This is a genomic window from Pseudomonas sp. P42 (assembly GCF_017973755.1).
In the GTDB taxonomy this organism is placed as follows: Bacteria; Pseudomonadota; Gammaproteobacteria; order Pseudomonadales; family Pseudomonadaceae; genus Aquipseudomonas; species Aquipseudomonas iridis.
On the sequence record NZ_JACOPU010000004.1, the window covers coordinates 320,052 to 344,385 of the forward strand.

Consider the following 24,334-nt stretch of genomic DNA (forward strand, 5'->3'; position numbering starts at 1 on the left):
AGGGAACCGCGTTAATTCAAGGCATCGCGCAGCACCCGGACAGGCAACACCAGTGGAACAACAAAAACAATCACTGTGAGGGATACCGATATGTCAGAACACGCTCAGCCGCTGGACGCCGCCTACAGCGCGCAAACCAGCCCGGATACACGTAAAGTCATCTTCGCTTCATCACTGGGAACGGTGTTCGAGTGGTATGACTTTTTCCTCTATGGCGCCCTCGCGGCGGTGATCAGCAAGCAGTTTTTCGCCGGAGTCAACGACACCACGGCGTTCATCTTTGCGCTGATGGCGTTTGCCGCCGGATTCATCGTGCGCCCGTTCGGGGCACTGGTGTTCGGTCGGTTGGGGGACATGATCGGGCGTAAATACACCTTCCTCGCGACCATCATTTTGATGGGCGTGGCGACGTTCTGTGTCGGGCTGTTGCCGACCTACGCCAGCATCGGCATCGCCGCGCCGATCATTCTGGTGGTGCTGCGCATGCTTCAGGGCCTGGCGCTCGGTGGCGAGTACGGCGGCGCCGCAACCTACGTGGCCGAACACGCGCCGATGGGCAAACGCGGATTCCATACCAGCTGGATTCAGTCCACCGCGACCCTCGGCCTGCTGCTGTCGCTGCTGGTGGTGCTCGGTTGCCGTTATTTCACTGGCGATCAGTTTGAAGTGTGGGGCTGGCGGATTCCGTTCCTGCTGTCGATTGTGCTGCTGGGCATTTCCACCTGGATTCGCCTGAGCCTGCACGAGTCGCCGGCCTATCTGAAGATGAAAGAGGAAGGCAAAACCTCGAAGGCGCCGATCCGCGAATCCTTCGGCAAATGGGAAAACCTCAAAGTCGTGCTGATCGCGCTGTTCAGCATCAACGCCGGGCAAGCGGTGACCTTCTACGCGGCGCAGTTCTATGTGCTGTTCTTCCTCACCCAGTTTCTGAAAATGGATCCGGCGCTGGCCAACACCCTGCTGATTATCAGCGTGGTGATCGGCGCGCCGTTCTTCATTTTCTTTGGCTGGCTGTCGGACAAGGTCGGACGCAAACCGGTGCTGATGCTCGGCCTGCTGCTGGCGACGGTGCTGTACTTCCCGATTTTCAAATCCCTCGCGCATTACGCCAACCCGGCGATCGATCAGGCCAGCCGTCAGGCACCGATTACGGTGCTGGCTGACCCTGCGACGTGCACCTTCCAGTTCGACCCGGTGGGCAAGGCGAAATTTGACAGCCCGTGCGACAAGGTCAAAACCTTCCTGGTCAAACAAGGCCTGCCCTACTCCAGCGCCGCCGCACCGGCCGGCAGCGCCGTGCAGGTCAGTGTTGGCGACGTGAGAATCGACGGCTTCGATGAATCTGCCTTGCGCGGCGCAATCACCCTCGCCGGCTACCCGCAACAAGCCGATGTGCAGCAGACCAACAAACCGATGATCGTCGCCCTGATCGTAGCGCTGATCATCATCTCCGCCATGTGCTACGGCCCGCTCGCGGCGCTGATGGTCGAACTGTTCCCGACCCGCATCCGCTACACCTCGATGTCGCTGCCGTACCACATTGGCAACGGCTGGTTTGGCGGATTTCTGCCAACGGTATCGTTTGCGCTGGTGGTGTACACCGGGGATATTTTTTATGGGCTGTGGTACCCGGTGTTGATTACCGGGGTGAGCCTGGTGGTGGGGCTGATCTTTTTGCGGGAGACGAAGAATATCGATCTGGACAAGAACTGAAGTTAACGCCAGAACCATCGGTGGCGAGAGCGCTTGCTCTCTCGCCACCCTCTTTTCAGGCATCAGCCTTGATCACCTCAAACTTCACCTGATCCGGATAAAACGCCACATAGTCGCGGATCGGCGCCACCGAGACTTTTGGATTCTCGTAAGTCCACACCGCATTCGCCCCCTCATGCCCCGGCACCTGCAGGCTGAAGTAATTGGCGTCGCCCTTGTACGGGCAATAAGTGGTGTGGTCGGTGCGGGCGAAATACTTTTCGTCGATGTCTTCGCGGGGAACGTAGTACACGGGCGGATAGTTGGCTTCGTTCAGTACCAGCACGTGGGAGGACGCGGCAACCTGGATGCCGTGGAATTTCACCAGCAGGCAACCTGTAAGTTGTTCGAGGGAGATGACGGGGCTGGGGCCGGAGCTTTTCATGGGTTTCTCCAAGGACAAATGAACTGTGGCGAGGGAGCTCACTCCCGCTGGGCAGCGTAGCGGCCCCAAAATCAGTAATCGCAGTGTGTCAGGTATAACGCGATTCCTGAGTTTGCGACGGCTTTGCCGCCGAGCGGGAGTGAGCGCCCTCGCCACAAGTTCGGGACTGGCCCGTTTTACTTCAGATCAAGCAACAATATCCGTCATCACCGCCTGCCCCACCATGCCCACAGCAAAATCGACCTGCCCCTGCCCGGTCAAGTCAACCAGCAGCCCGGTCTGACCGTGCTGCGCGTAGTAAGTCAGGATTGCATCGCCCGCATGGCCGGTGAAACTGTTGACAAAGTTCAACGTGGCGGCACCACTTGCAAACTCGGCGATCCCCGAGAGATCGATCTTGTCCAGGCCGCTTTTGAAATCCATGATCCAGTCCGGCTGGTTATTGGTCGAATCACTGGCAGCGCCGAACACGAAAGTGTCTGCCCCCTCCCCGCCTACCAGCGTATCGCCACCACCGCCACCGTAAAGGATGTCGTCGCCGGCACCGCCAAACAGAGAGTTCGCCTTTGCGTTGCCGATCAGCAGGTCATTGCCCGAACCGCCGACGGCGTTTTCCACCGTCACACCGTAAGCGATCGAAACGTTGCCCACCAATCCTCCGACATCGGAGAACGAGCCCTCATTGAGATTGATTTTCTGGTTCTGGGTGAAACCGGAGAAGTTCAGCGTGTCATCGCCGCCACCGTCCCACACCGAGAACACCAGCTTCGACGCCGCCGATGTCGCGCTGTAAAAATCACGCCCGGTGTTGGAGTAGAAACCGTACGTGGTGTTATCGGCGCGGGTCTCATAGTTGGCGCCATACAGTTTCTGCACGGCAACAATGTCGTCCATTAACGGCGCAGAAGCGTAGGCACCGCTACCATCCTTGCTGAAGTCCTGCTCGGTGTTGGTTTCACTCCAGTAGCTCATCAGGCTGTAGCCGCGGGTGTCTTCGGCGTATTTAGCGTCGCCGTAGGTCGGGTTGCCGTTACCGGCGTTGTAGGCGCCGGGGTGCGACAGGCCGAGGGTGTGACCGATTTCGTGGGTCAAGGTCTGGCGACCATAGTTGCCGTTATCCGGCGTCTTGTTGACCTGGTACTGATTGTTGATCAGATACCACGATTGGCCGTCATAGCTGCCGCCGCTCGGCAGGTAAGCGAACGCGGCACCACCGGTGCTGACGTCATAATTGCCGAACGTCATGTGGCCCTCGCCGCCCTTGCCTTCGGTGAACGTGACATTGGCGACGTCGGCCCAGGACTGCATGGCCAGCACGGCCTGAGCTTTCTGCTGGGCACTGAATTCGCCGAAATTGCCAAGCTTCGGATTGTAGTTCGCCGGTTTTTCGGTCAGAAAGGTGTAGCTGAGGTCGATCTTGCCGTCAGCGTTTTTATCGCCCCACGACAGGCCTTTGCGCAGAATTTCGTCAGCAGCTTGATCAGCAGTGAACGAGGGTTTGCCATTGATCAGCCCGACGCCACGGTCGTACAGATGACTGAAGGTGTCGATTTGGTCGTAGGCGCTGCTGGTTTTGGATTTGGCTTGAGCCATGGATGGACTTCCTTGTTTCAGAGTAGTCAGTTTCCGACAGACCGCGGCGATCTTCTGGCGAGATCGTCCTGTCACTCGCGTGGTTGAATCGCCAAAAAACCTGACACAGGCACAGACAGGGCGCTAATCGATTTTTCGATAGTGCTTGCCCCGTCCCCGGAATGCCCGTCATTTCCGGCAATCCTTTTTATCTGTATATCCATACAGATAAAAGTTGCCCCTGGGCGTAAGTGCGGCCATTCTGTGCACCTCTTCGGACATTGATCGACGTGGTAGTTATGCGGCTGTACCTCTGTGAAAAACCTTCCCAGGCCAAAGACATTGCGGCCGTCCTCGGTGCCAAGCGCCGGGGCGACGGCTGCTGGCTGGGAACAGACGTCACGGTGACCTGGTGCATCGGCCATTTGCTGGAAACCGCTCCGCCGGACGCCTACGACGCACGCTACAAGCGCTGGGTACTGGCGGATCTGCCGATCATTCCGGACAAATGGAAAATGACCGTCAAGCCGCGAACCGCCAGTCAGTACAAAGCCGTCAAACGCCTGCTCGGCGAGGCCAGCGAACTGATCATCGCCACCGATGCCGACCGTGAGGGCGAGATGATTGCCCGGGAACTGGTCGAGCATTGCCGCTATCGCGGGCCGATCCGCCGCTTGTGGCTGTCGGCACTGGACGAGGCGTCGATTCGCAAGGCCTTGGCCGCGTTGAAGCCAAGTGCCGAGACGTTCAGCCTGTATCACTCGGCACTGGGTCGCTCCCGGGCGGATTGGTTGATCGGCATGAACATGAGCCGCCTGTTCACCCTGCTCGGTCGGCAGTCGGGCTATCAAGGTGTATTGCCGGTCGGTCGAGTACAGACGCCGACATTGCGCCTGGTGGTGGATCGCGATCGCAGCATCGCCGACTTCGTGCCGGTGCCGTTTTGGGCGATCGACGTGCAACTGCTGCACAACGGCACGCCGTTCACCGCGCAATGGCGCGCGCCGTCGGACGTCTGTGATGATCAGGATCGTTGTTTGAATCAGGCACTCGCGCAACAAGCAGCCGCCGCGATCGGCAGCGCCGCCACTGCTCGGGTCGTCAAGCTGCGCACCGAGCGCATGCGTGAAGTGGCGCCCCTGCCTTTCGACCTCGGTACGTTGCAGGAAGTCTGCTCGAAAAAACTCGGCCTCGGTGCGCAGGAAACCCTCGACATCGCCCAGGCACTCTACGAAACCTACAAAGTCGTCACCTATCCGCGCAGCGATTGCGGTTTTCTGCCGCTGAGCCAGCACGGTGAGGCACCGGGGATTCTCGCGGCACTGCGTCAGGCCGACCCGAGCCTCGAAGCGCTGCAAGGCTTTCTAGAGCCGCAACGTCGCTCCCGGGCGTGGAACGACAGCAAGGTCACCGCGCACCACGGCATCATCCCGACCGCTGCGGCGAAGAACCTTGAACGCCTGACGGGCAAGCACCGAGCGGTCTACACACTCATCCGCGCGCGGTATCTGGCGCAGTTTCTGCCCAACCATGAATACGACCGCACCCAGGCTGATTTCGATTGCGCCGGTGAAGCGTTGCGTGCAGTCGGCAAACAGATCATCGAACCGGGCTGGAAGCGCGCACTCCCCGAGGCACTGGCACCGACCAAGGGCCGTGAAGCGCCGGCACCACAAACCTTGCCGACGCTTGGCCAGGGTATCGATTGCGCCGTTGCCGATGTGAAGCTCAAGGATTTGTGGACGCAGCCACCCAAGCCCTACACCGAAGGCGATCTGATCAAGGCGATGAAAAACGTTGCCAAACTGGTGGAAGATCCGCTGCTCAAACAAAAGCTCAAGGACACGACCGGTATCGGCACCGAAGCCACCCGTGCATCGATCATTCAGGGTTTGCTCGATCGCGGTTATCTGGTGAAAAACGGCAAGGCACTTGCGGCAACACCGGCGGCGTTCAGTCTGATCGACGCCGTCCCCCGAGCAATTGCCGACCCCGGCACCACGGCGATCTGGGAGCAGGCGCTGGACATGGTGCAGAGCGGTGAGATGAGTCTGGAAGAATTCGTCACCAAGCAAGCGGCGTGGATGAGCAAGCAGGTGACTCGCTGTTCCGGCCTGAGCCTGACCATCAGCGGCCCACCGCCTGCCGGCAAGGCTGCTACGCCGTGGAAGAACAAGCGCAAATCGACGCGCAGCAAATCAACCGGCACAACCAAACGCACGGCGAAACCGGCAGCCAAAAAGTAAAACGCGCTACTGTTCCTGAAAGGTTCATCACCCTCAGGAACCCAAAGCATGCCTGACATCAAACTCCACCCCGCCCAGCGTGACGAACTGCAAATCATCGAAAACCTGATGCAGTTCTACATGTACGACTTAAGCGAATGGCTGCCACTGAAGCTCGCCGGGCATGGCTTCTTCGCCCTCCAGCCAAAAGACGCTTACTGGCGCCACCCGGCCACCCGACCCTTTCTGATCCGCGTCGATGGCGAACTCGCCGGCTTCATCACGGTGGATGAAGATACCCACATCGACGGCGCCGAATTCAATATCGGCTACTTCTTCGTCACCCGGCGCATGCGTGGCCAAGGCGTCGCGCAGTTTGTCGTCTCTGCCCTCTTGAGCCAAATCCCCGGTCGGTGGCAGATTTTCCATATCGACGCCAACCTGCCTGCACAACGCTTCTGGGCCAGGCTGATGCCGGAATTGGTCGGCGTCGAATTCACCTTGAGCCACCGCGATGTAGACGGTTACCCGTGCACCTTCTACACCCTGCGCAGCCCCGTTTCCGTTGCCTGAACGGATCCGTTCTCATTCCAAAACAGCTTTGTCCGACAACATGTAGTGCACAAAAATAATCACTACAAAACCGTTGACGGCGTCGTTTTGCTTTTGCATGATGAAGACGTTCCCCGATCGGGAACACGGGTAACACGCTTGAGCAAACTCGTCTGACCGCCGAGTTGTTTTTTCCGGATACACGCTGCCCACAAGGCAGATTGAAGAAGCTGACCTGGCCTGAACGTCCAGTACAAGGACGAGAAGCGCTGGCGAAAATTCTCAAGACGCTTGTGGTCGACCCTGAAAATGTCGACAAGGGCCTCCCGGTTTTCGCTGCTTCTCCTCGTTGTGACGCTATCGCGTAGCAGTTATTCAACACGACTACATGCAACAGATGCACGACCCCGTATTTCAAACGGGCGACCGCTGACGTCCTGGTTTCGGTGCCAGGGATCAACTAACCGATGGGCTACCTGTATTAGCGAATCAACTTAGAAAGATCACCAAACTGGTCAAGGGGCAAAATCATGAATCTGAACAATCAACCTACTATCGAAGAACTGGCTCGTATGTTCGCTGCGCAAAAAGACAGCCTCGACAGCCATATTCTGTGGATCAGCAAATCGGGCCAAGTGCATATCGACTGCTTGGCGCCCCACGCTGGCGAAGAAGAGTTCGACCGCAACAATCAGAACCTGCTGGCCCGCCTGAAGATGTACCGCCGCGGCCAAGGTTATGTCGGCAAAAAAGCCGCGGCCGACAAGGACTTCATCGGTAATGTTCTGCAGACGCTGAAACAAGCGTGGGACTCGATGCAGAACAAGAATGAAGTTCGGGTGATTGATCGGTTCTGCTGATTTACAACTTAAATAACAAGAGGGCCTGCTTCCAGCGATGGAGCAGGCCCTTTTTTGTGTATGGCGTAAGCTTTGTGGTGTTAGTTAAATCTATCCCCTCACCCCAGCCCTCTCCCGGAGGGAGAGGGAGCCGATCTCGAGCGTGCTTGCGATATACAAACTTCAATATTTCAGGTCGGCGCATTAGCCACCAACACCTCGGTCAGTCCCCTCTCCCTCCGGGAGAGGGTTAGGGTGAGGGGCTTCCCATGCTCAACACCAGTTCCACAAACGCCACCGCCGCCGCACTGTGATAATTATTCCTGCGCCGCAACAACGCCGCCCCTCGCTGCGGCGCTTCGCTTTCTACCCGCAGCCTGCGCAAAGCGCGATCCTCAGTCGCAATCGCCTCCGGCAACATCGTCGCAATCGGCGAATGTCGCACCACCTCCAGCAGCGTACTGACCGAATTCACTTCAATACGCACCTTGGGCGTGATGCCGTGCTGACGGAAATACTCATCCACCGATAAGCGCGTGATGTAGTCCGGCGCCAGCAAGGCAAAATCCAGCTGTGCGATGTCATCCGGTGTCAGCCTCAACGTGCTGTCGTACAGCGGGTGCTCGCGCCCCACCATGATTCCCAATGCTTCGGTGAACGCCGGAATACATTCAAGATCCGCATTGCGCACCGGGGTGAAGGCAATGGCGATATCCAGCGAGTCATCCGCCAGACCCGCCTCAATGTCATCCATCGACAACTCGAAAATTTCCAGATGAATCCCCGGAAATCGCGCCATGTAGTCGCGCACCAGCGGCCCGACCAGATACGCCATGAACGTCGGCGTCATGGCCAGACGCAGGGTGCCACGCGACAGATCCTTTACGTCATGCAGCGCCCGCTTGCCCGCCTCCAACTCCACCAGCACCCGCCGCGCGCATTCGATATAGGCCTCGCCGGCATCGGTCGGCTTGACCGATCGTGAGGTGCGATCAAACAGGTTCACGCCCAGGGTTTCCTCGAGCTGACGAATCTGTTGTGACAGCGTCGGCTGTGACACATGCAGCGCTTCAGCAGCGCGGGTGAAGCCGCCGTGATCGGCAACGGCGAGCAGATAACGCAAATGTCTTAACAGCATCGGGTAGACCATCTATAGGCAGGGCTTATGCAAAGCATTGTATATGGATCTTGGACGCTATGAGCCAATCGGCAGAAGATCAATCCCACACAGCAAGCCAACCCCTGAAAGGAGTGACACCATGCAACAGTCCCACGCCTACAACGACACCAGCCTGGCCCTGACCACCCGCATTCTCGACGCCAAGGCACGCAAAAATCTGTCGTGGCAGGATCTCACCGACGGCACCGGCCTGAGCCTGGCGTTCGTCACCGCCGCCCTGCTCGGCCAGCATCCTCTGCCGGAAAACGCTGCCCAAGTGGTCGGAGACAAACTTGAGCTGGATGCAGCCGATGTATCGGCGATGCAAATCATCCCGTTGCGCGGCAGCCTCAGCGGCGTGCCGACCGATCCGACCATCTACCGTTTCCACGAGATGATCCAGATCTACGGCACCACCCTCAAAGCCCTGGTTCATGAGCAATTCGGCGACGGCATCATCAGCGCGATCAACTTCAAACTGGACATCAAGAAAGTCGAAGACCCGGAAGGCGGTTCCCGCGCCGTGGTCACGCTCGACGGCAAGTTCCTGCCACTGCGTCCGTTCTGATGCGCCCCGGCCCGCACCTCGCGTGCGGGCCCACCGATCTCCATTGAAGAGGACATGCACATGAAAGCCCTGATCGACGGTTTCCTGAAGTTTCAGAACGAAGCCTTCCCGCAACGCACCGAACTGTTCAAACACCTGGCGACCACCCAACAGCCCGGCACATTATTCATCACCTGTTCCGACAGCCGTGTCGTGCCGGAACTGCTGACCCAGCAAGAACCCGGCGAACTGTTTGTGATCCGCAATGCCGGCAATATCGTGCCGTCCTACAGCCCGCATCCGGGAGGGGTTTCGGCGACGGTGGAATACGCCGTGGCGGTGCTCGGCGTCACCGACATTGTGATCTGCGGCCACTCGGACTGCGGTGCGATGACGGCGATTGCCCAGTGCAAGTGCATGGATCACCTGCCCGCTGTCAGCGGTTGGCTGCAGCATGCCGAGTCGGCGAAAGTGGTGAATGAGGCGCGGCCGCATGCCAGTGACGCGGCGAAATTGAGTTCGATGGTGCGCGAAAACGTGATCGCGCAATTGGCGAATATCCAGACCCATCCGAGCGTGCGCCTGGCGCAGGAGAAAGGCCTGCTGAATTTGCATGGCTGGGTGTACGACATCGAGACCGGCTCGATTGATGCGTTGTCCTCGGACCGCCGCACCTTTGTACCGCTGGCCGAGCAACCGGCAGTTTGCGCAGTTCAAGCAAAAGCCGCTGCCTGAATAGACGCCTGTAGGAGCTGCCGAAGGCTGCGATCGTTTGATCTGGCCTTTAAAGATCGCAGCCTGCGGCAGCTCCTACACAAGGTATGCCGTTCAGCGTTTTACGGTGAGATCCGTTTGAGTCATGCGACTGCGAACAGTAAATACGCCATCCCCCGAAAGGATCGCACTGCGCGCAAACAACCGCCCGCTCTCCCAGTTCGAAAGCCCCAGTTCCGGCTTGTTCAGGGCGTATTGACCATCGACCCAACGGGTGATGCCGTTGCCCACGAACGGTGCGTTGACTGCGTTGTAAAAACGCTCCTGAACCTGCGTACTTTCACTGATCAGCGACACGGTGAATTGCGGGCTATAACGGTTGAACAGCGCAATCGCCTGATCCAGATCTTCAACGATCATCAGGCTGACTTCCGGCGTTTCCTCCCATTCCCACTCGCGGCCCAACGCAGATTCCGCCAGTGGTTCGGCCAACGCTTCAGTCTGATAACCCTCGGCACGATAAACCTGCACCGTCGCGTTCTGCCATTCGGTCGGCAGGCAGTTTTCACTGCCTTCGACGATGTGCAACTTGCAGCCCTGCCCGCGTGCGTTGCCGGCCTGTTGCAACGCATCAAGGAACAGCGGCACCAGTTCAGCAGTACGTTCGCGCTGAATCAGGCAGACATTCAGGGTGTTGCAGACCTTGCGATCCAGCGAGTTGCGCACCACGGCCGCGAAGCGCTGAGCGTCAGCGTCTCGATCGGCAATCAACCACGCACCACCGGTGCCATGCAGACTGACCGCAGTCCCCGCCTGCTGCGCAATGCTGCCCAACTGACTGACCGCACGCCCCGATCCGCGAGCCACCGCCAGCGACAGGCGCCGATCGGCAAACATCGCCCAACCGGCTGCGTGATTGACGCTCTCCACCAACGACACAGCCCCGGCCGGAAGACCCGCTGCCGCCAGCGCCGGGTTCAAAGCGTGAGTGACGATGGCTTGCGCCGTGCCCAACGCATCACTGCCAATGCGCAGCACCGCAGTGTTGCCGGTGCGCAGAACCCCGGCAGCATCGGCAAATACATTCGGGCGACCTTCGAAGACAAACGCGACAATGCCCAGTGGCGAAACCACTTGCTCGACCTTCCAGCCGTCGTGCTCGACGCTGCTGATGACTTTGCCGCGCGTCGGCGGCGCATCACGCCAGGCCCGCAGACCGGCAATCATGTCGCGGCGCATGCGCTCATCGGCGAGCAGCCGTGTAGTGGAGCGCCCGCGTGCCTTGGCACGCTCGATATCGGTGAGGTTGGCGGCTTCGATCTGCGCCCAGCATTCGGCAGTTTCCAGACGTTGCGCGAACAGATCGAAGAATTGGCTGATCGCCTCGTCCGACACCGCCGACAATGCGCTAAACGCCGCAGCCGCGCGCTCGATCGCAACAGAAGCCGCTTTTTGATCCACCACCGGAATCAGCAATAACTCGCCACTCACCTGCTCCACCAAAAGGTGGTCACCGGGCTGAAAACGCGCAGCCAGCTCGGGGCTGACCACGGTGACGCGGTTACCAGCGAAAGGGATCGGCGTGCCAGCGACTAGACGTTCGAGCGCAAGAGACATGAAGCGGATTCACCATGCAGAGGGCGGTCGGAAAATGTATAGGATTCTTCGCTGAAATACACCTTCTGCAAACATGACTAACCCTGTGGGATTTGGCTTGCGAGCGATGAGGCCGGCACATTCAAAATTGATGTTGCCTGATCCGCCGCTATCGCTGGCAAGCCAGCTCCCACAGGTTTTTACAGCGTTCGTGCCATAGGGTTAAAACACCGACCAGCCAATCCGCGAACTGAGCATCTCCAGCGCCGCCATCCCCGCCAGCGAATTGCCCGCGGCATTCAGCTCTGGCGACCACACGCACACCGTGAATTGCCCCGGCACTACCGCGACGATCCCGCCGCCGACGCCGCTTTTCCCTGGCAGACCGACGCGATAGGCGAAGTTGCCCGCCTCGTCGTACAGACCACTGGTGGCCATGATCGAGTTGACCTGCTGAGTCTGACGCCGAGTCAGAATCTGTTCACCGCTGTGTTTGCAATAACCATCATTGGCCAGGAAGCAGAACGCCCGGGCCAGATCGATGCAGTTCATGCGCAGCGCGCAGTGGCTGAAGTAACTGCGCAGCACCGCTTCGACGTCGTTGTGGAAATTGCCGAAGGACTGCATCAGGTAAGCCATCGCCGCATTGCGCGCGCGATGCTGATATTCGGAGTCGGCGACTTTGCCGTCGATCATGATCTGCGGGTTGCCCGACAGACGCCGGACGAAATCACGCATCGACAGGGTCGGTGCGGCGAAACGCGACTGGTTGATATCGCAGATCACCAGCGCACCAGCGTTGATGAACGGGTTGCGTGGGCGCCCGCGCTCGAATTCCAGCTGCACCAGCGAGTTGAACGGCTGACCGGACGGCTCATGGCCAAGGCGTTCCCAGATCGCTTCGCCAGAATGATCGATGGCCTGCACCAGGCTGAACACCTTGGAAATACTCTGCACCGAAAACGGCGTTTCGGCGTCGCCAGCGCAATACATCTCGCCATCATTGCCGTACACGGCGATGCCCAATTGATTGGCCGGCACGGTGCCGAGGGCGGGAATATAATCAGCCACCTTGCCCTGCCCGATCAGCGGCCGGACAGCGTCAAGGATCTCGTTCAACAGCGCTTGCATGCCGGGTTCCGAAGTCTCGCCCCATGGGATTGCGGGGACACAGGGGCTAGACGCTGCGGGCGCGCGTCGAATCACACCGGCAGGCACCCGGCAGAATGATCCAGGCTCAAGCGCTCAACCCTGCTATCGGAGAGCACCCATGCACCTATAAGGCTATGCCATTGCGGCGAGGTTTCGTTCAGCCTCACCAGTGCCCACCCCTACCCTTATCAACGCTGCTATTGCTCGATCTGCCGCAAGATTCAATTCGAGCGTTACCCTGAAGAGTCCATCGCCCAATGGCATGAACGCCTCGGGCTGACCCAATAAAAATTTCCGGAAGTCGCCTTTATCCCCTGTGGGAGATTCAGGCTTGCCAGCGATAGCGGTGAACCAGTCAACATCAATGTTGCAGATCCCGGCCTCATCGCTGGCAAGCCAGCTCCCACAGGGGACCGCGTTTCAACTGTAGGAGTGAGCCCGCTCGCGACGGGGTCAGCACAGGCACGCAAGCCATCCCGATACACCTACAAATCCTGTGGAAGCTGGCTTGCCAGCGATAAGGCCGTTACAGCCAACAGCATTAATCCAGATGCGCCCACGTCATCCGAAACGACGCTCCGCCCCACGGCGAATCGCCGACTTCAACCTGGCCGCCATGGGACTGCGACACCCGCCGCACCAGCGCCAGCCCCAATCCAAAACCACCGGTACGCCGATCGCGGCTGGCATCCAGACGCGAGAACGGTTCGAAAATCTTCTCCCGGCCATGCACCGGTACGCCGGGCCCGTCGTCGTTGACCCGCACTTCGTAACAGTCCCCGGTGCGCACCAGCGTCACTTCCACTCGCTGCTCGGCATAGCGAATGGCATTGCGCAGCAGGTTGATCACTGCCCGCGCCATGAAGCGCGGTTCGATGCGCACCGTGTCGAGCCGGCACTCGCCGATCAACAACTGCACTCCCGCTGCTTCCGCCTCTAGCGCCACGCTGCCGACGACACTATCGAGCCAATTGGCCGCCTGGATGTTCTCGCGCTTGATCACCGTCGCACCCCGCTCAAGGCTGGCGTAGGTGAGCAGTTCCGAAACCATTTCCTCCAACTCGCCAAGGTCGGCGTACATGTCGGCAATCAGTTCGCGGTTCTGACTGGCGTCCGGCAACTGCTTGAGCTGGTCGAGTTCGAACGACAGCCGCGCAATCGGCGTGCGCAGCTCATGGGAGACGGCATTGGTCAGTTCACGTTGATTGGCGATCAGGCCTTCGATGCGCGCCGCCATCAAATTGAAGTGCTCGGCCAGATCGCGGATGTTCGAGCGTTTGGACAACTGAATGCGTGCCGACAGATCGTTGTCGCCAAAACGCTCTGCCGCCAGACGCAGTTTCTCCAGGTCACGCCAGTGCGGGCGCACCCAGAAAAACAGGACGATGCCGATCAACACCGCCAGCATCCCGTAAGCCGCGGCGATGTAGAACGGCATCAGGCTCGGTTCTGGCGGGAGTTTGATGCTGAGCACCTGCGAACCGCCGTCTATGTTGCTGATGAACTGGGTGTAGTTGTCGCGGATCACCAGCACATTCTGCGCCAACTGGGCTTTTTCCTCTGGCGTCAGGGCCAGTTGATCGGCCTCGACCATTTTCAGTGACAGGCCGTAATGCGGCCGCAAGCTCTCCAGTTTCTGCTCACGATCGGCGCCCTGGGGTCCGCGCAAATGGTCCACCAATGACCACGCCTGACCGCGCACCGCCTCGCGGTTGTAGGCCTGCATCTGGTTGTCGAGCAACGCGTTGAAAGTGTGTTCGACAGTCTGCAACGCCAGTACCAGACCGACCGTCATCACCAGAAACAGCCCGAGGAATAACCGCAGCATCTACAACTCCCACGCAAACGGATTGAACAGATAACCTTTGCCCCACACGGTCTTGATGCACACTGGTTCGCGAGGGTTGTCCTTGAGCTTGTTGCGCAGCTTGCTGATGTACACGTCGACGCTGCGGTTAAGCCCATCAAAGGCAATACCGCGCATGCGATTGAGGATGTCATCGCGCGACAGCGTATTGCCGGCGGCACTGGCCAGCAGCCACAGCAGCTCGAACTCCATGGTGGTCAGTTCGATGATCTCGCCTGCCAATCGCACTTCGCGGCAACTGCGATCGACGCTCAACTGACCGAATTCAAGGAAATGCACCACACTGCTGTCCGGCACCTGCCGGCGCTGCAAGGCGCGCAATCGGGCCAGCAGCACTGGCGGCTTGATCGGTTTGATCACGTAGTCATCAGCACCGGACTCCAGGCCGAGAATATGATCGAGGTCGTCTTCCTTGGCCGTCAGGATGACAATCGGCGTGTCCGACACACTGCGTATTTCCCGGCACACATGCAGACCGCTCTGCCCCGGCAGCATCAGGTCGAGCACCACGACTTTGGGTCTGAACTCCAGAAAAGCCGCCACGGCCAGATCACCGCGATGCACCGTGCGCACCTCGTAGCCATGTTGTTCGAGGAAGTGGGCGATCAGCGTGGCGAGGCGCTCATCGTCTTCCACCAGCAGGACTTTGCCAAAACCCAGGTTATCCATAACGACCATCTGCCAACCGTCTGTGAAGTGGGCGGCATTATGGCGGCATTCAGGGGCAAGACGTTTATCGCGGGCAGCAAAAACCGGCCGCGGGGGCCGGTTTTCGGTGATGTTTCATACTCTTAAGAGTTTTTAACAGTATCCATGCAGGAGCTGCCGCAGGCTGCGATCTTTTGATTTTGATTTTGGAAGCAAGATCAAAAGATCGCAGCCTTCGGCAGCTCCTACATAGACGGGTTCACACAGCGGCAGGCACGCCGCTGTGGAAGCGGAATTCCGTATCCGGCGATTCGATCAACTCCTGCTCGGCGGCGCGAACTCTTTCAACCACCTGCGCAACATCCTTCGCCTCACCATATTGATAAGCCAGTTTCAGATAACCCTGAAAATGCCGTGCCTCGCTTTTCAACAGACCAAAGTAGAACTTGCCGAGTTCTTCGTCCAAATGCGGCACCAGTGCTTCGAAACGCTCGCAACTGCGCGCTTCGATAAACGCGCCCACCACCAGAGTATCCACCAGTTTCACCGGCTCGTGGCTGCGCACCACTTTGCGCAGGCTCGAAGCGTAGCGGCCGGCGTGGAGCTGGCGCAGTTCGATCTTGCGGCGCTTCATCAGGCGCATGACTTGTTCGTGGTGCACCAGTTCTTCCCGGGCCAGACGCGACATCATGTTGATGAGGTCGACGTGGGAATGGTACTTGGCTATCAGGCTAAGCGCGGTGCTGGCAGCCTTGAACTCGCAGTTCTTATGGTCAATCAGCAGGGTTTCCTGATCGGCCAGTGCGGCCTGGACCCAGGCGTCGGGGGTGCGGCAGCCAAGGAATTCGTGGATTTCGGGAAGGATCATGGGGCTCACGGCAAAAGGTGTTCGAGCGAAGGGCGCCGATTATACCGGCCTGCGGACAGACCACCAGCGGCTGGCGTTGATATGCATCAAGTCGCAGGTGTTCAAGCAGCAACTATAGTTGTGCAACGCCGTGCCTTTTCTTTGTTGGAGACTCCGCTCATGCAAGCCATTCGCAGCATTCTGGTGGTCATCGAACCCGAACATTCGGAAAGCCTGGCGCTCAAGCGCGCCAAACTGATCGCTGGCGTGACCCAGGCCCATTTGCACCTGCTGGTGTGCGACAGGAAGCATGATCACGCCGGCATGCTCAGCGTGCTCAAAACCGCGCTGCTGGCGGACGGTTACAGCGTGACCACCGAACAGGCATGGAACGAGAGCCTGCACGAAACCATCATCGATGTGCAGCAAGCCGAAGGTTGCGGGCTGGTGATCAAACAGCATTTCCCCGACAGCTCGTTGAAAAAAGCGCTGCTGACACCCGCCGACTGGAAACTGCTGCGTCACTGCCCTACACCGGTGCTGCTGGTGAAAACCTCAACTTCGTGGAAGGACAAAGTGATTATGGCGGCGATCGACGTAGGAAATACCGATGGGGAGCATCGGCATCTGCACACGACGATCATCGATCACGGCTATGACATTGCCAGCCTGGCCAAGGCGCACCTGCACGTGATCAGCGCCCACCCGTCGCCGATGCTGTCGGCGGCCGACCCGACGTTGCAGCTCAGCGAAACCATCGCAGCGCGATATCGCGAGCAATGCCGGGCATTTCAAGCCGAGTTCGACGTTGATGACGCGCACCTGCATATCGAGGAAGGTCCGGCGGATGTGTTGATTCCGTTTATGGCCCACAAGCTGCAAGCGGCGGTCACGGTGATTGGCACCGTCGCGCGTTCCGGATTGTCAGGGGCGTTGATCGGGAATACGGCCGAAGTGATACTGGATGCGCTGGAGAGTGATGTGCTGGTGCTCAAGCCGCAGGAGGTTGAGGATCATCTGGTGGAGTTGGCGGTAAAACAATAAAGATCAAAAGATCGCAGCCTTCGGCAGCTCCTACAAGGGAATGCGTCCTACCTGTAGGAGTTGCCGAAGGCTGCGATCTTTTGACTTTCAGGCGCCAAAGGCGTCTTTGAGAAATCCGGGGGCGATGTAGCGCTCATAATGCGCTTCCGAAAGCAGGAAGAATTCCCGATCAATGGCATCGCGCAATTGCGGCAGACCCCAGTCACGAAACTCCGGCAGCAACACCATGCCGTAGGCTTCCAGATTAATGATCACCCGCGCGCCACGGGCAATCAGTTGATACGCCCAGCAATATTCCGACTGATGCGGCACGAAGCGGATCTTGCGCTGCTCGAGCTGCTGACGCAGCCGCGCCGGGTCGAAAATCTCGACCTTGCTCGCCATCACTTGTGACAGCAACTGCTCCAGACGCAGCCACACCGCACGTTTTTCCTCCTCGCCGTAACCATTCCAATTGATCACTTCGTGATGGAAACGCTTGCAGCCACGGCACACCAGATCACCGTAAACAGTGGAGCAGAGGCCGACGCAGGGGGTCTTGATGGTCTGATTGGGCATATAAGGTAGGCAAAGGCACTAAAACGCGGAACAGGTCGGCATGTTAGCCCTTTGTCAGGCATTGATCACCCCTCAAACGTCAGGGGCAAGCACCGGCCCGGTGTTTGGCCCGGCCGCGCACAACGCCACCAAAGTCCAATAGAGCCCGACTTACCTTAAAATTTTTTTTGCCGTAGAATCAGCCAGCCTTTTAAGGCGCAAATGTCCGTTAGAAGCTGTTTTCAAAGCGTCACGAGCACAGTCGTTCCTTCAGAGCGGTGTTGGCGACGGGTTTTTCCAGCGGGGAAAAGCCCAACGCCAACCCTCATCAGCTCCCCCTCTGCAGGCGTAAAACTTTGAAAGCAGCTTCTGTAAGGAATGGTCGGTAATTCTGGCTAAGTGGCCCACAACGCCACGCAGCGCATGAGTACGAGCATTTCGCGACGAGCGTCCCGGACACCCATTTGGGACCACTGATGAGGGTAATAACTGTGCTTGAAGCCTACCGCAAACATATCGAAGAGCGCGCAGCACTGGGTATCGTTCCCCAGCCGCTTAACGCCGAACAAACAGCCGGCCTGGTCGAGCTGTTGAAGAATCCTCCGGCTGGCGAAGAAGCTTTTCTCGTTGACCTGATCACCAATCGCATTCCACCAGGTGTGGACGAAGCTGCCTATGTAAAGGCCGGCTTCCTGTCTGCTCTGGCCAAGGGCGAAGTCTCCTCCCCTCTGCTGGACAAGAAGCGCGCTGTAGAACTGCTCGGCACCATGCAGGGCGGCTACAACATCGTGACCCTGGTTGACCTGCTGGACGACGCCGAGCTGGCGCCAGTCGCTGCCGCACAACTCAAGCACACCCTGCTGATGTTCGACGCGTTCCACGACGTGGCCGAAAAAGCCAAGAACGGCAACGTTCACGCCAAAGCCGTGCTGCAATCCTGGGCTGACGGCGAGTGGTTCAAGAACCGCCCGACCCTGGCCGACAAGATCAGCCTGCGCGTGTTCAAGGTAACCGGCGAAACCAACACCGACGACCTGTCCCCGGCTCCAGATGCCTGGTCGCGTCCAGACATCCCGCTGCACGCCCTGGCCATGCTGAAAATGGCTCGCGACGGCATCGTTCCTGATCAGCAGGGCGCCATCGGCCCGATGAAGCAGATCGAAGAAATGCGCGGTCAAGGCTTCCCGATCGCCTACGTCGGTGACGTGGTCGGTACCGGTTCGTCGCGTAAATCGGCAACCAACTCGGTACTGTGGTTCTTCGGCGACGACGTTCCTTACGTGCCGAACAAGCGCGCTGGCGGTTTCTGCTTCGGCAGCAAAATCGCTCCGATCTTCTACAACACCATGGAAGATGCCGGCGCACTGCCAATCGAATTCGACGTTTCCAACATGCACATGGGCGACGTGATCGACCTGTACCCGCATGCTGGCAAAGTCTGCAAACACGGCACCGACGAAGTCCTGACCACCTTCGAAATGAAGACTCCGGTGCTGTTGGACGAAGTTCGCGCTGGCGGCCGTATCCCGCTGATCATCGGCCGTGGCCTGACCGAGAAGGCTCGCGCCGAACTGGGTCTGCCACCGTTCGATCTGTTCAAGAAGCCGGATGCCCCAATTGAAAGCACCAAGGGTTTCACCCTGGCGCAGAAAATGGTCGGCAAGGCTTGCGGTCTGGCAGAAGGCAAAGGCGTTCGTCCTGGCACCTACTGCGAACCGAAGATGACCACCGTAGGTTCTCAGGACACCACCGGTCCAATGACCCGTGACGAACTGAAAGACCTCGCGTGCCTGGGCTTCTCCGCTGATCTGGTGATGCAGTCTTTCTGCCACACCGCGGCTTATCCAAAGCCGATCGACGTGACCACCCACCACACCCTGCCTGACTTCATCATGACCCGCGGCGGCGTTTCCCTGCGTCCGGGCGACGGCATCATCCACTCGTGGCTGAACCGCATGCTGCTGCCGGACACCGTCGGTACCGGTGGTGACTCGCACACCCGTTTCCCGATGGGCATCTCGTTCCCGGCCGGCTCCGGTCTGGTCGCGTTCGCCGCTGCCACCGGCGTCATGCCGCTGGACATGCCGGAATCGATCCTGGTGCGCTTCAAAGGCAAAATGAAACCTGGCATCACCCTGCGTGACCTGGTTCATGCCATTCCTTACTTCGCTATCCAGAACGGTCTGCTGACCGTCGAGAAGAAAGGCAAGAAAAACGCCTTCTCCGGCCGCATCCTGGAAATCGAAGGCCTGGAAGGTCTGACGCTGGAACAGGCTTTCGAGCTGTCCGACGCCTCGGCCGAACGCTCGGCTGCCGGTTGCACCATCAAGCTGTCGAAAGAGTCGATCACCGAGTACCTGAACTCCAACATCACCCTGCTGCGCTGGATGATCGGCGAAGGCTACGGCGATGCACGTACTCTGGAACGTCGCGCACAAGCGATGGAAGCCTGGGTTGCCAACCCTGAGCTGATGGAAGCCGATGCTGACGCCGAATACGCCGAAATCATCGAAATCGACCTGGCCGACATCAGCGAGCCTGTGCTCTGCGCACCAAACGATCCGGACGACGCCCGTCTGCTGTCCAGCGTTGCAGGCGAGAAGATCGACGAAGTGTTCATCGGTTCGTGCATGACCAACATTGGTCACTTCCGCGCTGCCGGTAAACTGCTGGATCAGGTCAAGGGTCAGCTGCCAACCCGTCTGTGGCTGTCGCCGCCGACCAAGATGGACGCTCACCAACTGACCGAAGAGGGCTACTACGGCATCTACGGCAAGGCTGGCGCGCGCATGGAAATGCCAGGCTGCTCGCTGTGCATGGGTAACCAGGCACGCGTTGAGCCGAACAGCACCGTGGTCTCCACGTCGACCCGTAACTTCCCGAACCGTCTGGGCGACGGCGCTAACGTCTACCTGGCCTCGGCCGAGCTGGCGTCGGTTGCTTCGATCCTGGGTCGCCTGCCGACCGTCGAGGAGTACATGGAATACGCTGGCAAGATCGACAGCATGGCGGCCGATATCTACCGTTACCTGTCCTTCGACCAGATCGCCGAGTTCCGTGAAGCTGCTGCGAACGCCAACATCCCGGTCGTTCAAGCCTAACGTTACAACGCCATGAAAAACGCCGCCCATCGCGAGATGAGCGGCGTTTTTTTATGCCTGCAGAAGAGTCGCCGCATGCTCCGGCCTCATCGCTGGCAGGCCAGCTCCCACTGTGTTCTGTGTGATGCGCACCAATGCGCAAACACCCGCAATCCCTGTGGGAGCTGGCTTGCCAGCGATGGCGGCGTGTCAGGTACCATCGTCTTTCCAGACGAAAAAAAACCGCTGCGCACATCGTGTGCAGCGGTTTTTCTGTTGATCTTGCTTTACATCGTCAGTTTGTAAACCACCGCCGAAATCGCCACAAGACCTACCACGGTGACAAACACGTTGGACGCTTGACCACGAAAGCGCGCCATCGCCGGCACTTTGCGGATTGCATACATCGGCATCAGGAACAGGATCGCCGCGATGACCGGACCACCGATGGTCTCGATCATGCCGAGGATGCTCGGATTCAACGTCGCCACGATCCAGCACACCACCAGCATGAAAGCCGCCACGATGCGATCCAGCGCCTTGGCGCCGGGACGCTTGCCGCTCTTGATGATCAGACCTTTCAGGCCTTCACTGGCACCGATGTAGTGACCGAGGAACGACTTGGAAATCGCCACGAACGCAATCAGCGGTGCCACGAACGCGATGGTCGGGTTGCTGAAGTGGTTGGCCAGGTACGACAGGATCGACAGGTTCTGGTCCTTCGCTTCAGCCAGTTGAGCTGGCGACAGTGTCAGCACGCAGCTGAACACGAAGAACAGCACCATCACCACCATCAGCAGGTGCGCACGACACAGAATTTGCGAGCTGCGCTCATCGGCGTGGGTGCCGTAACGGCGCTTTTGATCGACCGCGAACGCCGAGATGATCGGCGAGTGGTTGAACGAGAACACGATTACCGGAATCGCCAGCCACAGCGTGTGCAGCAGCTCCGACGGCGCGGGGACTTGCGACACGGTGGTGAGGATGCCGCCGTTCCAGTGCGGAATCAGGTACACCGCGAGGAACAGCAGCGCGACGATGAACGGATAGACCAGCAAGCTCATCGCCTTGACGATCGCCTGCTCGCCACAACGCACCACAGCCAGCAAACCAAGGATCAGCACGAACGACAGCAACGCGCGCGGCGGCGGCGTGATGTGCAGTTGATGCTCGAGGAAACTGGCGACCGTGTTGGTCAGACCGACGCTGTAGATCAGCAGGATCGGGAAGATGGCAAGGAAATACAGCAGTGTGATCAGCGCGCCGGCCTTGATGCCGAAATGCTCTTCGACCACGTCAGTGATGTCGGCGCCTTCGCGACCGGACAGCACAAACCGGGTCAGACCGCGGTGTGCGTAGAACGTCATGGGGAAGGCCAACAGCGAGAGGATCACCAGCGGCCAGAAGCCACCGATCCCTGCGTTGATCGGCAAGTACAGGGTGCCGGCGCCGATGGCCGTCCCGAACAGTCCCAACATCCAGGTGGTGTCCTGGCGATTCCAGCTCGAAAGTTCAGCGGGTGCTGCTGCATCAAAGCGTTGATCAACGCTTTTGGCCTGATCATTCATCCGGTCGGATCTCCGCATTCCGGTCACTTGCCACTCGGTCAGGACGCGTCGGAAAAAACCGACAGACATGCTCCGGCCGAAACAGGGGCGCGATTCTCCGTGATAAATGAGCAGAAGCAAAGACTTAGCTGAGGAATGGTTGTGCGGAGCAGATGAGAGGGGTGTCGTTTTTGGGAAATTAGCTGTCGGCGCTGGGTATGTGCAGTGTCGTTTTTGAATATACTTTCGCGCCGAAGTCGTTCACCGAGTCGCTTCAGAGCCAACGGAGAACTACCGTGCCGAGGGTCAGCATCACCAATGCAAATAGTGCCCCCATGCTGAACCTGAACAACTCTGAGCGAATTTCCGCCGGGGACAGGTCTGGCACCTTTTCGGCAAGCTCGGCGTCCTCTCGATACAGACGTTCAATTCTGGCAACGCGTTCTTCCAGGGTCATGATTATTCTCCTTTGCGGGTTAACTTAAAACTTCACCAAAAGACTTAATACAGCAGCAAAAGCAGTTAGAACCCCGGTTCCTACCGCGACTGGGTACCAGAATTTTTCTCGCTTTAACTTGCCTTCCTCCGCCATGAGTTTGAGCCTCTCAACAACCAGTTTCCGCGTTTAATTTTGAAGCTTTTCAAGTTCCAGATTTTCGCGATCATCCTGAAGCATGCGCCGTCCTTGGCTATTGGCACTGACTGCCCGAGCTACTTTGTGCCCTATGATTTCCTGTTTATCCCTTACCAGATAGCAGATGAATCCGGCGATTTCGTAGGCAAAATCCGCGAGTTGGGTAGGCTGGCTCATACAGAATCGCAGTGGAAACCGCGGCGGCACCCAGTTATCGAGCAATTGATTGGTCGCCAGCTCAGCCAAAGCCTGCTCGCGAACGCGTCGCTCAAGACACCTGATCCTTTCAATCCCGCCCACAGGGTCTAGCGTGAATGAGTCCCCTGCCCCATGGAGCCTGCCCACGCCCCTCGTTCGCCTCGACATCAGAAAAAACCCCGATCCCGCTTTTCGCTGAGTTATTGCCCCGCACCGGCCTTCTGACGAAGTGCCCGCGCGCTCCCCGTTTCAGCTCCTACACTGGCTGAAACGGGGCAGCGCTCAGTCATTGCCAATCCGCTCAGGAATCAGCACTCTGCTACGACTTCGCGACTGAACCGCCATTGTTCAAAGGAGCCGCGCAATGCCCGCCACCGTTCTGGTACTGGTTGAAACCATCAATGACTATTTACCGATTCTCGAGCACCAGGGCTTTCACCTGATCCTTGCCCCCACACCTGCCGAACGCGCACAGGCCATCGCCACCCACGGCACGCGGATCGATGCAGTGCTGACCCGTGGTCCGTTAGGCCTGACCGCCGATGAAATTGCCGCGCTGCCGGCGTTGAAAATCATCACGGTGATCGGTGCCGGTTACGAACAGGTCGACCTGCAAGCCGCCAGTGATCGCGGAATTACCGTGACCAACGGCGCCGGGGTCAACGCCTCGTCGGTGGCTGATCATGCGATGGCGATGCTGCTGGCGTTGGTGCGCGATATTCCGCGCTGCGATGCCGCTGTGCGCCGAGGAGAATGGCCAAAGATCATGCGCCCGTCCCTGTCTGGCAAACGGCTGGGCATTCTTGGCTTGGGTGCAGTGGGTCTGGCGATCGCCAAACGTGCCAGCCTTGGGTTCGACATGCAGATCAGCTATCACAGCCGTCAGGTGCGCAGCGAGGTGCCTTACGCGTTTTGCTCAACCCCGAACGAACTGGCGCGGGCGTCCGATTTCCTTATCGTCGCCACGCCGGGCGGGATCGGCACGCAGCATCTGGTGACGCGTGCGGTGCTCGATGCGCTGGGGCCGAACGGTTTCATCGTCAACATTGCCCGAGCCAGTGTGATCGCCACGGCGGACCTCATCACCGCGCTGGAGCAGCGACGCATAGCCGGCGCTGCGCTGGACGTCTTCGACCATGAGCCGCATGTACCGGATGCGCTGAAAACCCTGAGTAATGTGTTGCTCACGCCTCACGTCGCCGGTCTGTCACCGGAAGCGACCCAAGGCACGGTAGAACTGGTGGGGAAAAATCTGCAGGCGTTCTTCTCCGGGCAACCGGTGCTCACACCGATTCAGTTACCGCCGAAAATCAACAATCAACGCGTGCACTAGAGGATCACGCGCCGCCATTTACCCACCCCGCCCTGCACATTCCCACAGGTGATTATCGGGCAACACGCTAACCTATAAGACCGCAGCGCGCTTGTGGCCGTCCCGG

21 protein-coding genes and 1 pseudogene are annotated in these 24,334 nt (G+C 58.9%); 10 read left to right on the top strand and 12 right to left on the bottom strand.

Going from position 1 to position 24,334, the window contains the following annotated elements:
• Window positions 1–90: 90 nt before the first annotated feature.
• Window positions 91–1,713 (top strand): MFS transporter, encoded by a 1,623-nt coding sequence (locus H8B20_RS14660; RefSeq protein WP_047301808.1) that lies wholly within the window; start codon window positions 91–93, stop codon window positions 1,711–1,713.
• Between the two features lie 55 nt (window positions 1,714–1,768).
• On the opposite strand, the gene H8B20_RS14665 is transcribed toward H8B20_RS14660, so the two are convergent.
• Both H8B20_RS14665 and H8B20_RS14670 read right to left on the bottom strand, forming a co-directional pair.
• Window positions 1,769–2,137, bottom strand: coding sequence for a DUF427 domain-containing protein (locus tag H8B20_RS14665; RefSeq protein WP_210623656.1), 369 nt, complete (start codon window positions 2,135–2,137; stop codon window positions 1,769–1,771).
• A gap of 186 nt (window positions 2,138–2,323) precedes the next feature.
• A complete protein-coding gene (locus tag H8B20_RS14670; protein WP_210623658.1) occupies window positions 2,324–3,730 on the bottom strand; it encodes a serralysin family metalloprotease in 1,407 nt (468 codons plus the stop codon).
• Window positions 3,731–4,008: 278 nt separating this feature from the next.
• Here H8B20_RS14670 and H8B20_RS14675 point away from each other — a divergent pair, with 278 nt between their 5' ends.
• From H8B20_RS14675 to H8B20_RS14685, 3 genes are all read left to right on the top strand, one after another.
• Complete coding sequence (locus tag H8B20_RS14675; protein ID WP_210623660.1) at window positions 4,009–5,955, top strand: DNA topoisomerase III; 1,947 nt, start codon at window positions 4,009–4,011, stop codon at window positions 5,953–5,955.
• Between the two features lie 48 nt (window positions 5,956–6,003).
• On the top strand, window positions 6,004–6,507 hold the full coding sequence (locus tag H8B20_RS14680) for a GNAT family N-acetyltransferase (RefSeq protein WP_210623662.1): 504 nt from the start codon (window positions 6,004–6,006) through the stop codon (window positions 6,505–6,507).
• Window positions 6,508–7,016: 509 nt separating this feature from the next.
• Window positions 7,017–7,346, top strand: a complete 330-nt coding sequence (locus H8B20_RS14685; protein ID WP_042559618.1) for a hypothetical protein — start codon at window positions 7,017–7,019, stop codon at window positions 7,344–7,346.
• 229 nt (window positions 7,347–7,575) lie between these two features.
• Here the strand turns inward: H8B20_RS14685 and cynR are convergent, their stop codons facing one another.
• Window positions 7,576–8,463, bottom strand: coding sequence for a transcriptional regulator CynR (gene cynR, locus H8B20_RS14690; protein WP_210623664.1), 888 nt, complete (start codon window positions 8,461–8,463; stop codon window positions 7,576–7,578).
• A 121-nt stretch (window positions 8,464–8,584) separates the two neighbouring features.
• On the opposite strand from cynR, the gene cynS reads away from it, so the two are divergent.
• Together cynS and H8B20_RS14700 are read left to right on the top strand one after the other, a co-directional pair.
• Complete coding sequence (gene cynS / locus H8B20_RS14695) at window positions 8,585–9,052, top strand: cyanase (protein ID WP_042559621.1); 468 nt, start codon at window positions 8,585–8,587, stop codon at window positions 9,050–9,052.
• A gap of 60 nt (window positions 9,053–9,112) precedes the next feature.
• Window positions 9,113–9,766, top strand: a complete 654-nt coding sequence (locus H8B20_RS14700) for a carbonic anhydrase (RefSeq protein ID WP_115147428.1) — start codon at window positions 9,113–9,115, stop codon at window positions 9,764–9,766.
• Window positions 9,767–9,859: 93 nt separating this feature from the next.
• On the opposite strand, the gene H8B20_RS14705 is transcribed toward H8B20_RS14700, so the two are convergent.
• A complete protein-coding gene (locus tag H8B20_RS14705) occupies window positions 9,860–11,362 on the bottom strand; it encodes an aldehyde dehydrogenase family protein (RefSeq protein WP_210623666.1) in 1,503 nt (500 codons plus the stop codon).
• 201 nt (window positions 11,363–11,563) lie between these two features.
• A complete protein-coding gene (gene glsB, locus H8B20_RS14710; protein WP_047301820.1) occupies window positions 11,564–12,472 on the bottom strand; it encodes a glutaminase B in 909 nt (302 codons plus the stop codon).
• Window positions 12,473–12,619: 147 nt separating this feature from the next.
• Here glsB and H8B20_RS28290 point away from each other — a divergent pair.
• Window positions 12,620–12,718: pseudogene (locus tag H8B20_RS28290) on the top strand (GFA family protein); the annotation flags it as partial.
• Window positions 12,719–13,034: 316 nt separating this feature from the next.
• Here H8B20_RS28290 and H8B20_RS14715 read toward each other — a convergent pair.
• The 3 genes from H8B20_RS14715 to H8B20_RS14725 form a co-directional block, all read right to left on the bottom strand.
• On the bottom strand, window positions 13,035–14,321 hold the full coding sequence (locus H8B20_RS14715; protein WP_210623668.1) for an ATP-binding protein: 1,287 nt from the start codon (window positions 14,319–14,321) through the stop codon (window positions 13,035–13,037).
• Window positions 14,322–15,029, bottom strand: a complete 708-nt coding sequence (locus tag H8B20_RS14720) for a response regulator (protein WP_210623931.1) — start codon at window positions 15,027–15,029, stop codon at window positions 14,322–14,324.
• Between the two features lie 238 nt (window positions 15,030–15,267).
• Window positions 15,268–15,876, bottom strand: a complete 609-nt coding sequence (locus H8B20_RS14725; protein ID WP_042559626.1) for a MiaE family protein — start codon at window positions 15,874–15,876, stop codon at window positions 15,268–15,270.
• 159 nt (window positions 15,877–16,035) lie between these two features.
• Between H8B20_RS14725 and H8B20_RS14730 the strand changes: the two genes are divergently transcribed.
• Entirely contained in the window at window positions 16,036–16,899 is an 864-nt protein-coding gene (locus H8B20_RS14730) for a universal stress protein (protein WP_210623670.1), read from the top strand.
• 87 nt (window positions 16,900–16,986) lie between these two features.
• Here H8B20_RS14730 and H8B20_RS14735 read toward each other — a convergent pair whose 3' ends face one another.
• Entirely contained in the window at window positions 16,987–17,457 is a 471-nt protein-coding gene (locus H8B20_RS14735) for a DUF1289 domain-containing protein (protein WP_047301825.1), read from the bottom strand.
• A gap of 470 nt (window positions 17,458–17,927) precedes the next feature.
• Between H8B20_RS14735 and acnB the strand changes: the two genes are divergently transcribed.
• Window positions 17,928–20,537, top strand: a complete 2,610-nt coding sequence (gene acnB / locus H8B20_RS14740; protein WP_042559629.1) for a bifunctional aconitate hydratase 2/2-methylisocitrate dehydratase — start codon at window positions 17,928–17,930, stop codon at window positions 20,535–20,537.
• Between the two features lie 266 nt (window positions 20,538–20,803).
• On the opposite strand, the gene H8B20_RS14745 is transcribed toward acnB, so the two are convergent.
• The 3 genes from H8B20_RS14745 to H8B20_RS27840 form a co-directional block, all read right to left on the bottom strand.
• On the bottom strand, window positions 20,804–22,084 hold the full coding sequence (locus tag H8B20_RS14745) for an HAAAP family serine/threonine permease (RefSeq protein ID WP_210623672.1): 1,281 nt from the start codon (window positions 22,082–22,084) through the stop codon (window positions 20,804–20,806).
• A 253-nt stretch (window positions 22,085–22,337) separates the two neighbouring features.
• Window positions 22,338–22,520, bottom strand: a complete 183-nt coding sequence (locus H8B20_RS14750) for a hypothetical protein (protein WP_150597952.1) — start codon at window positions 22,518–22,520, stop codon at window positions 22,338–22,340.
• 168 nt (window positions 22,521–22,688) lie between these two features.
• Window positions 22,689–22,943: a hypothetical protein gene (locus H8B20_RS27840; protein ID WP_228732689.1), complete on the bottom strand. Its 255-nt coding sequence runs from the start codon at window positions 22,941–22,943 to the stop codon at window positions 22,689–22,691.
• Window positions 22,944–23,259: 316 nt separating this feature from the next.
• On the opposite strand from H8B20_RS27840, the gene H8B20_RS14760 reads away from it, so the two are divergent.
• On the top strand, window positions 23,260–24,228 hold the full coding sequence (locus H8B20_RS14760; RefSeq protein ID WP_210623674.1) for a 2-hydroxyacid dehydrogenase: 969 nt from the start codon (window positions 23,260–23,262) through the stop codon (window positions 24,226–24,228).
• The last annotated feature ends 106 nt before the right edge of the window (window positions 24,229–24,334 follow it).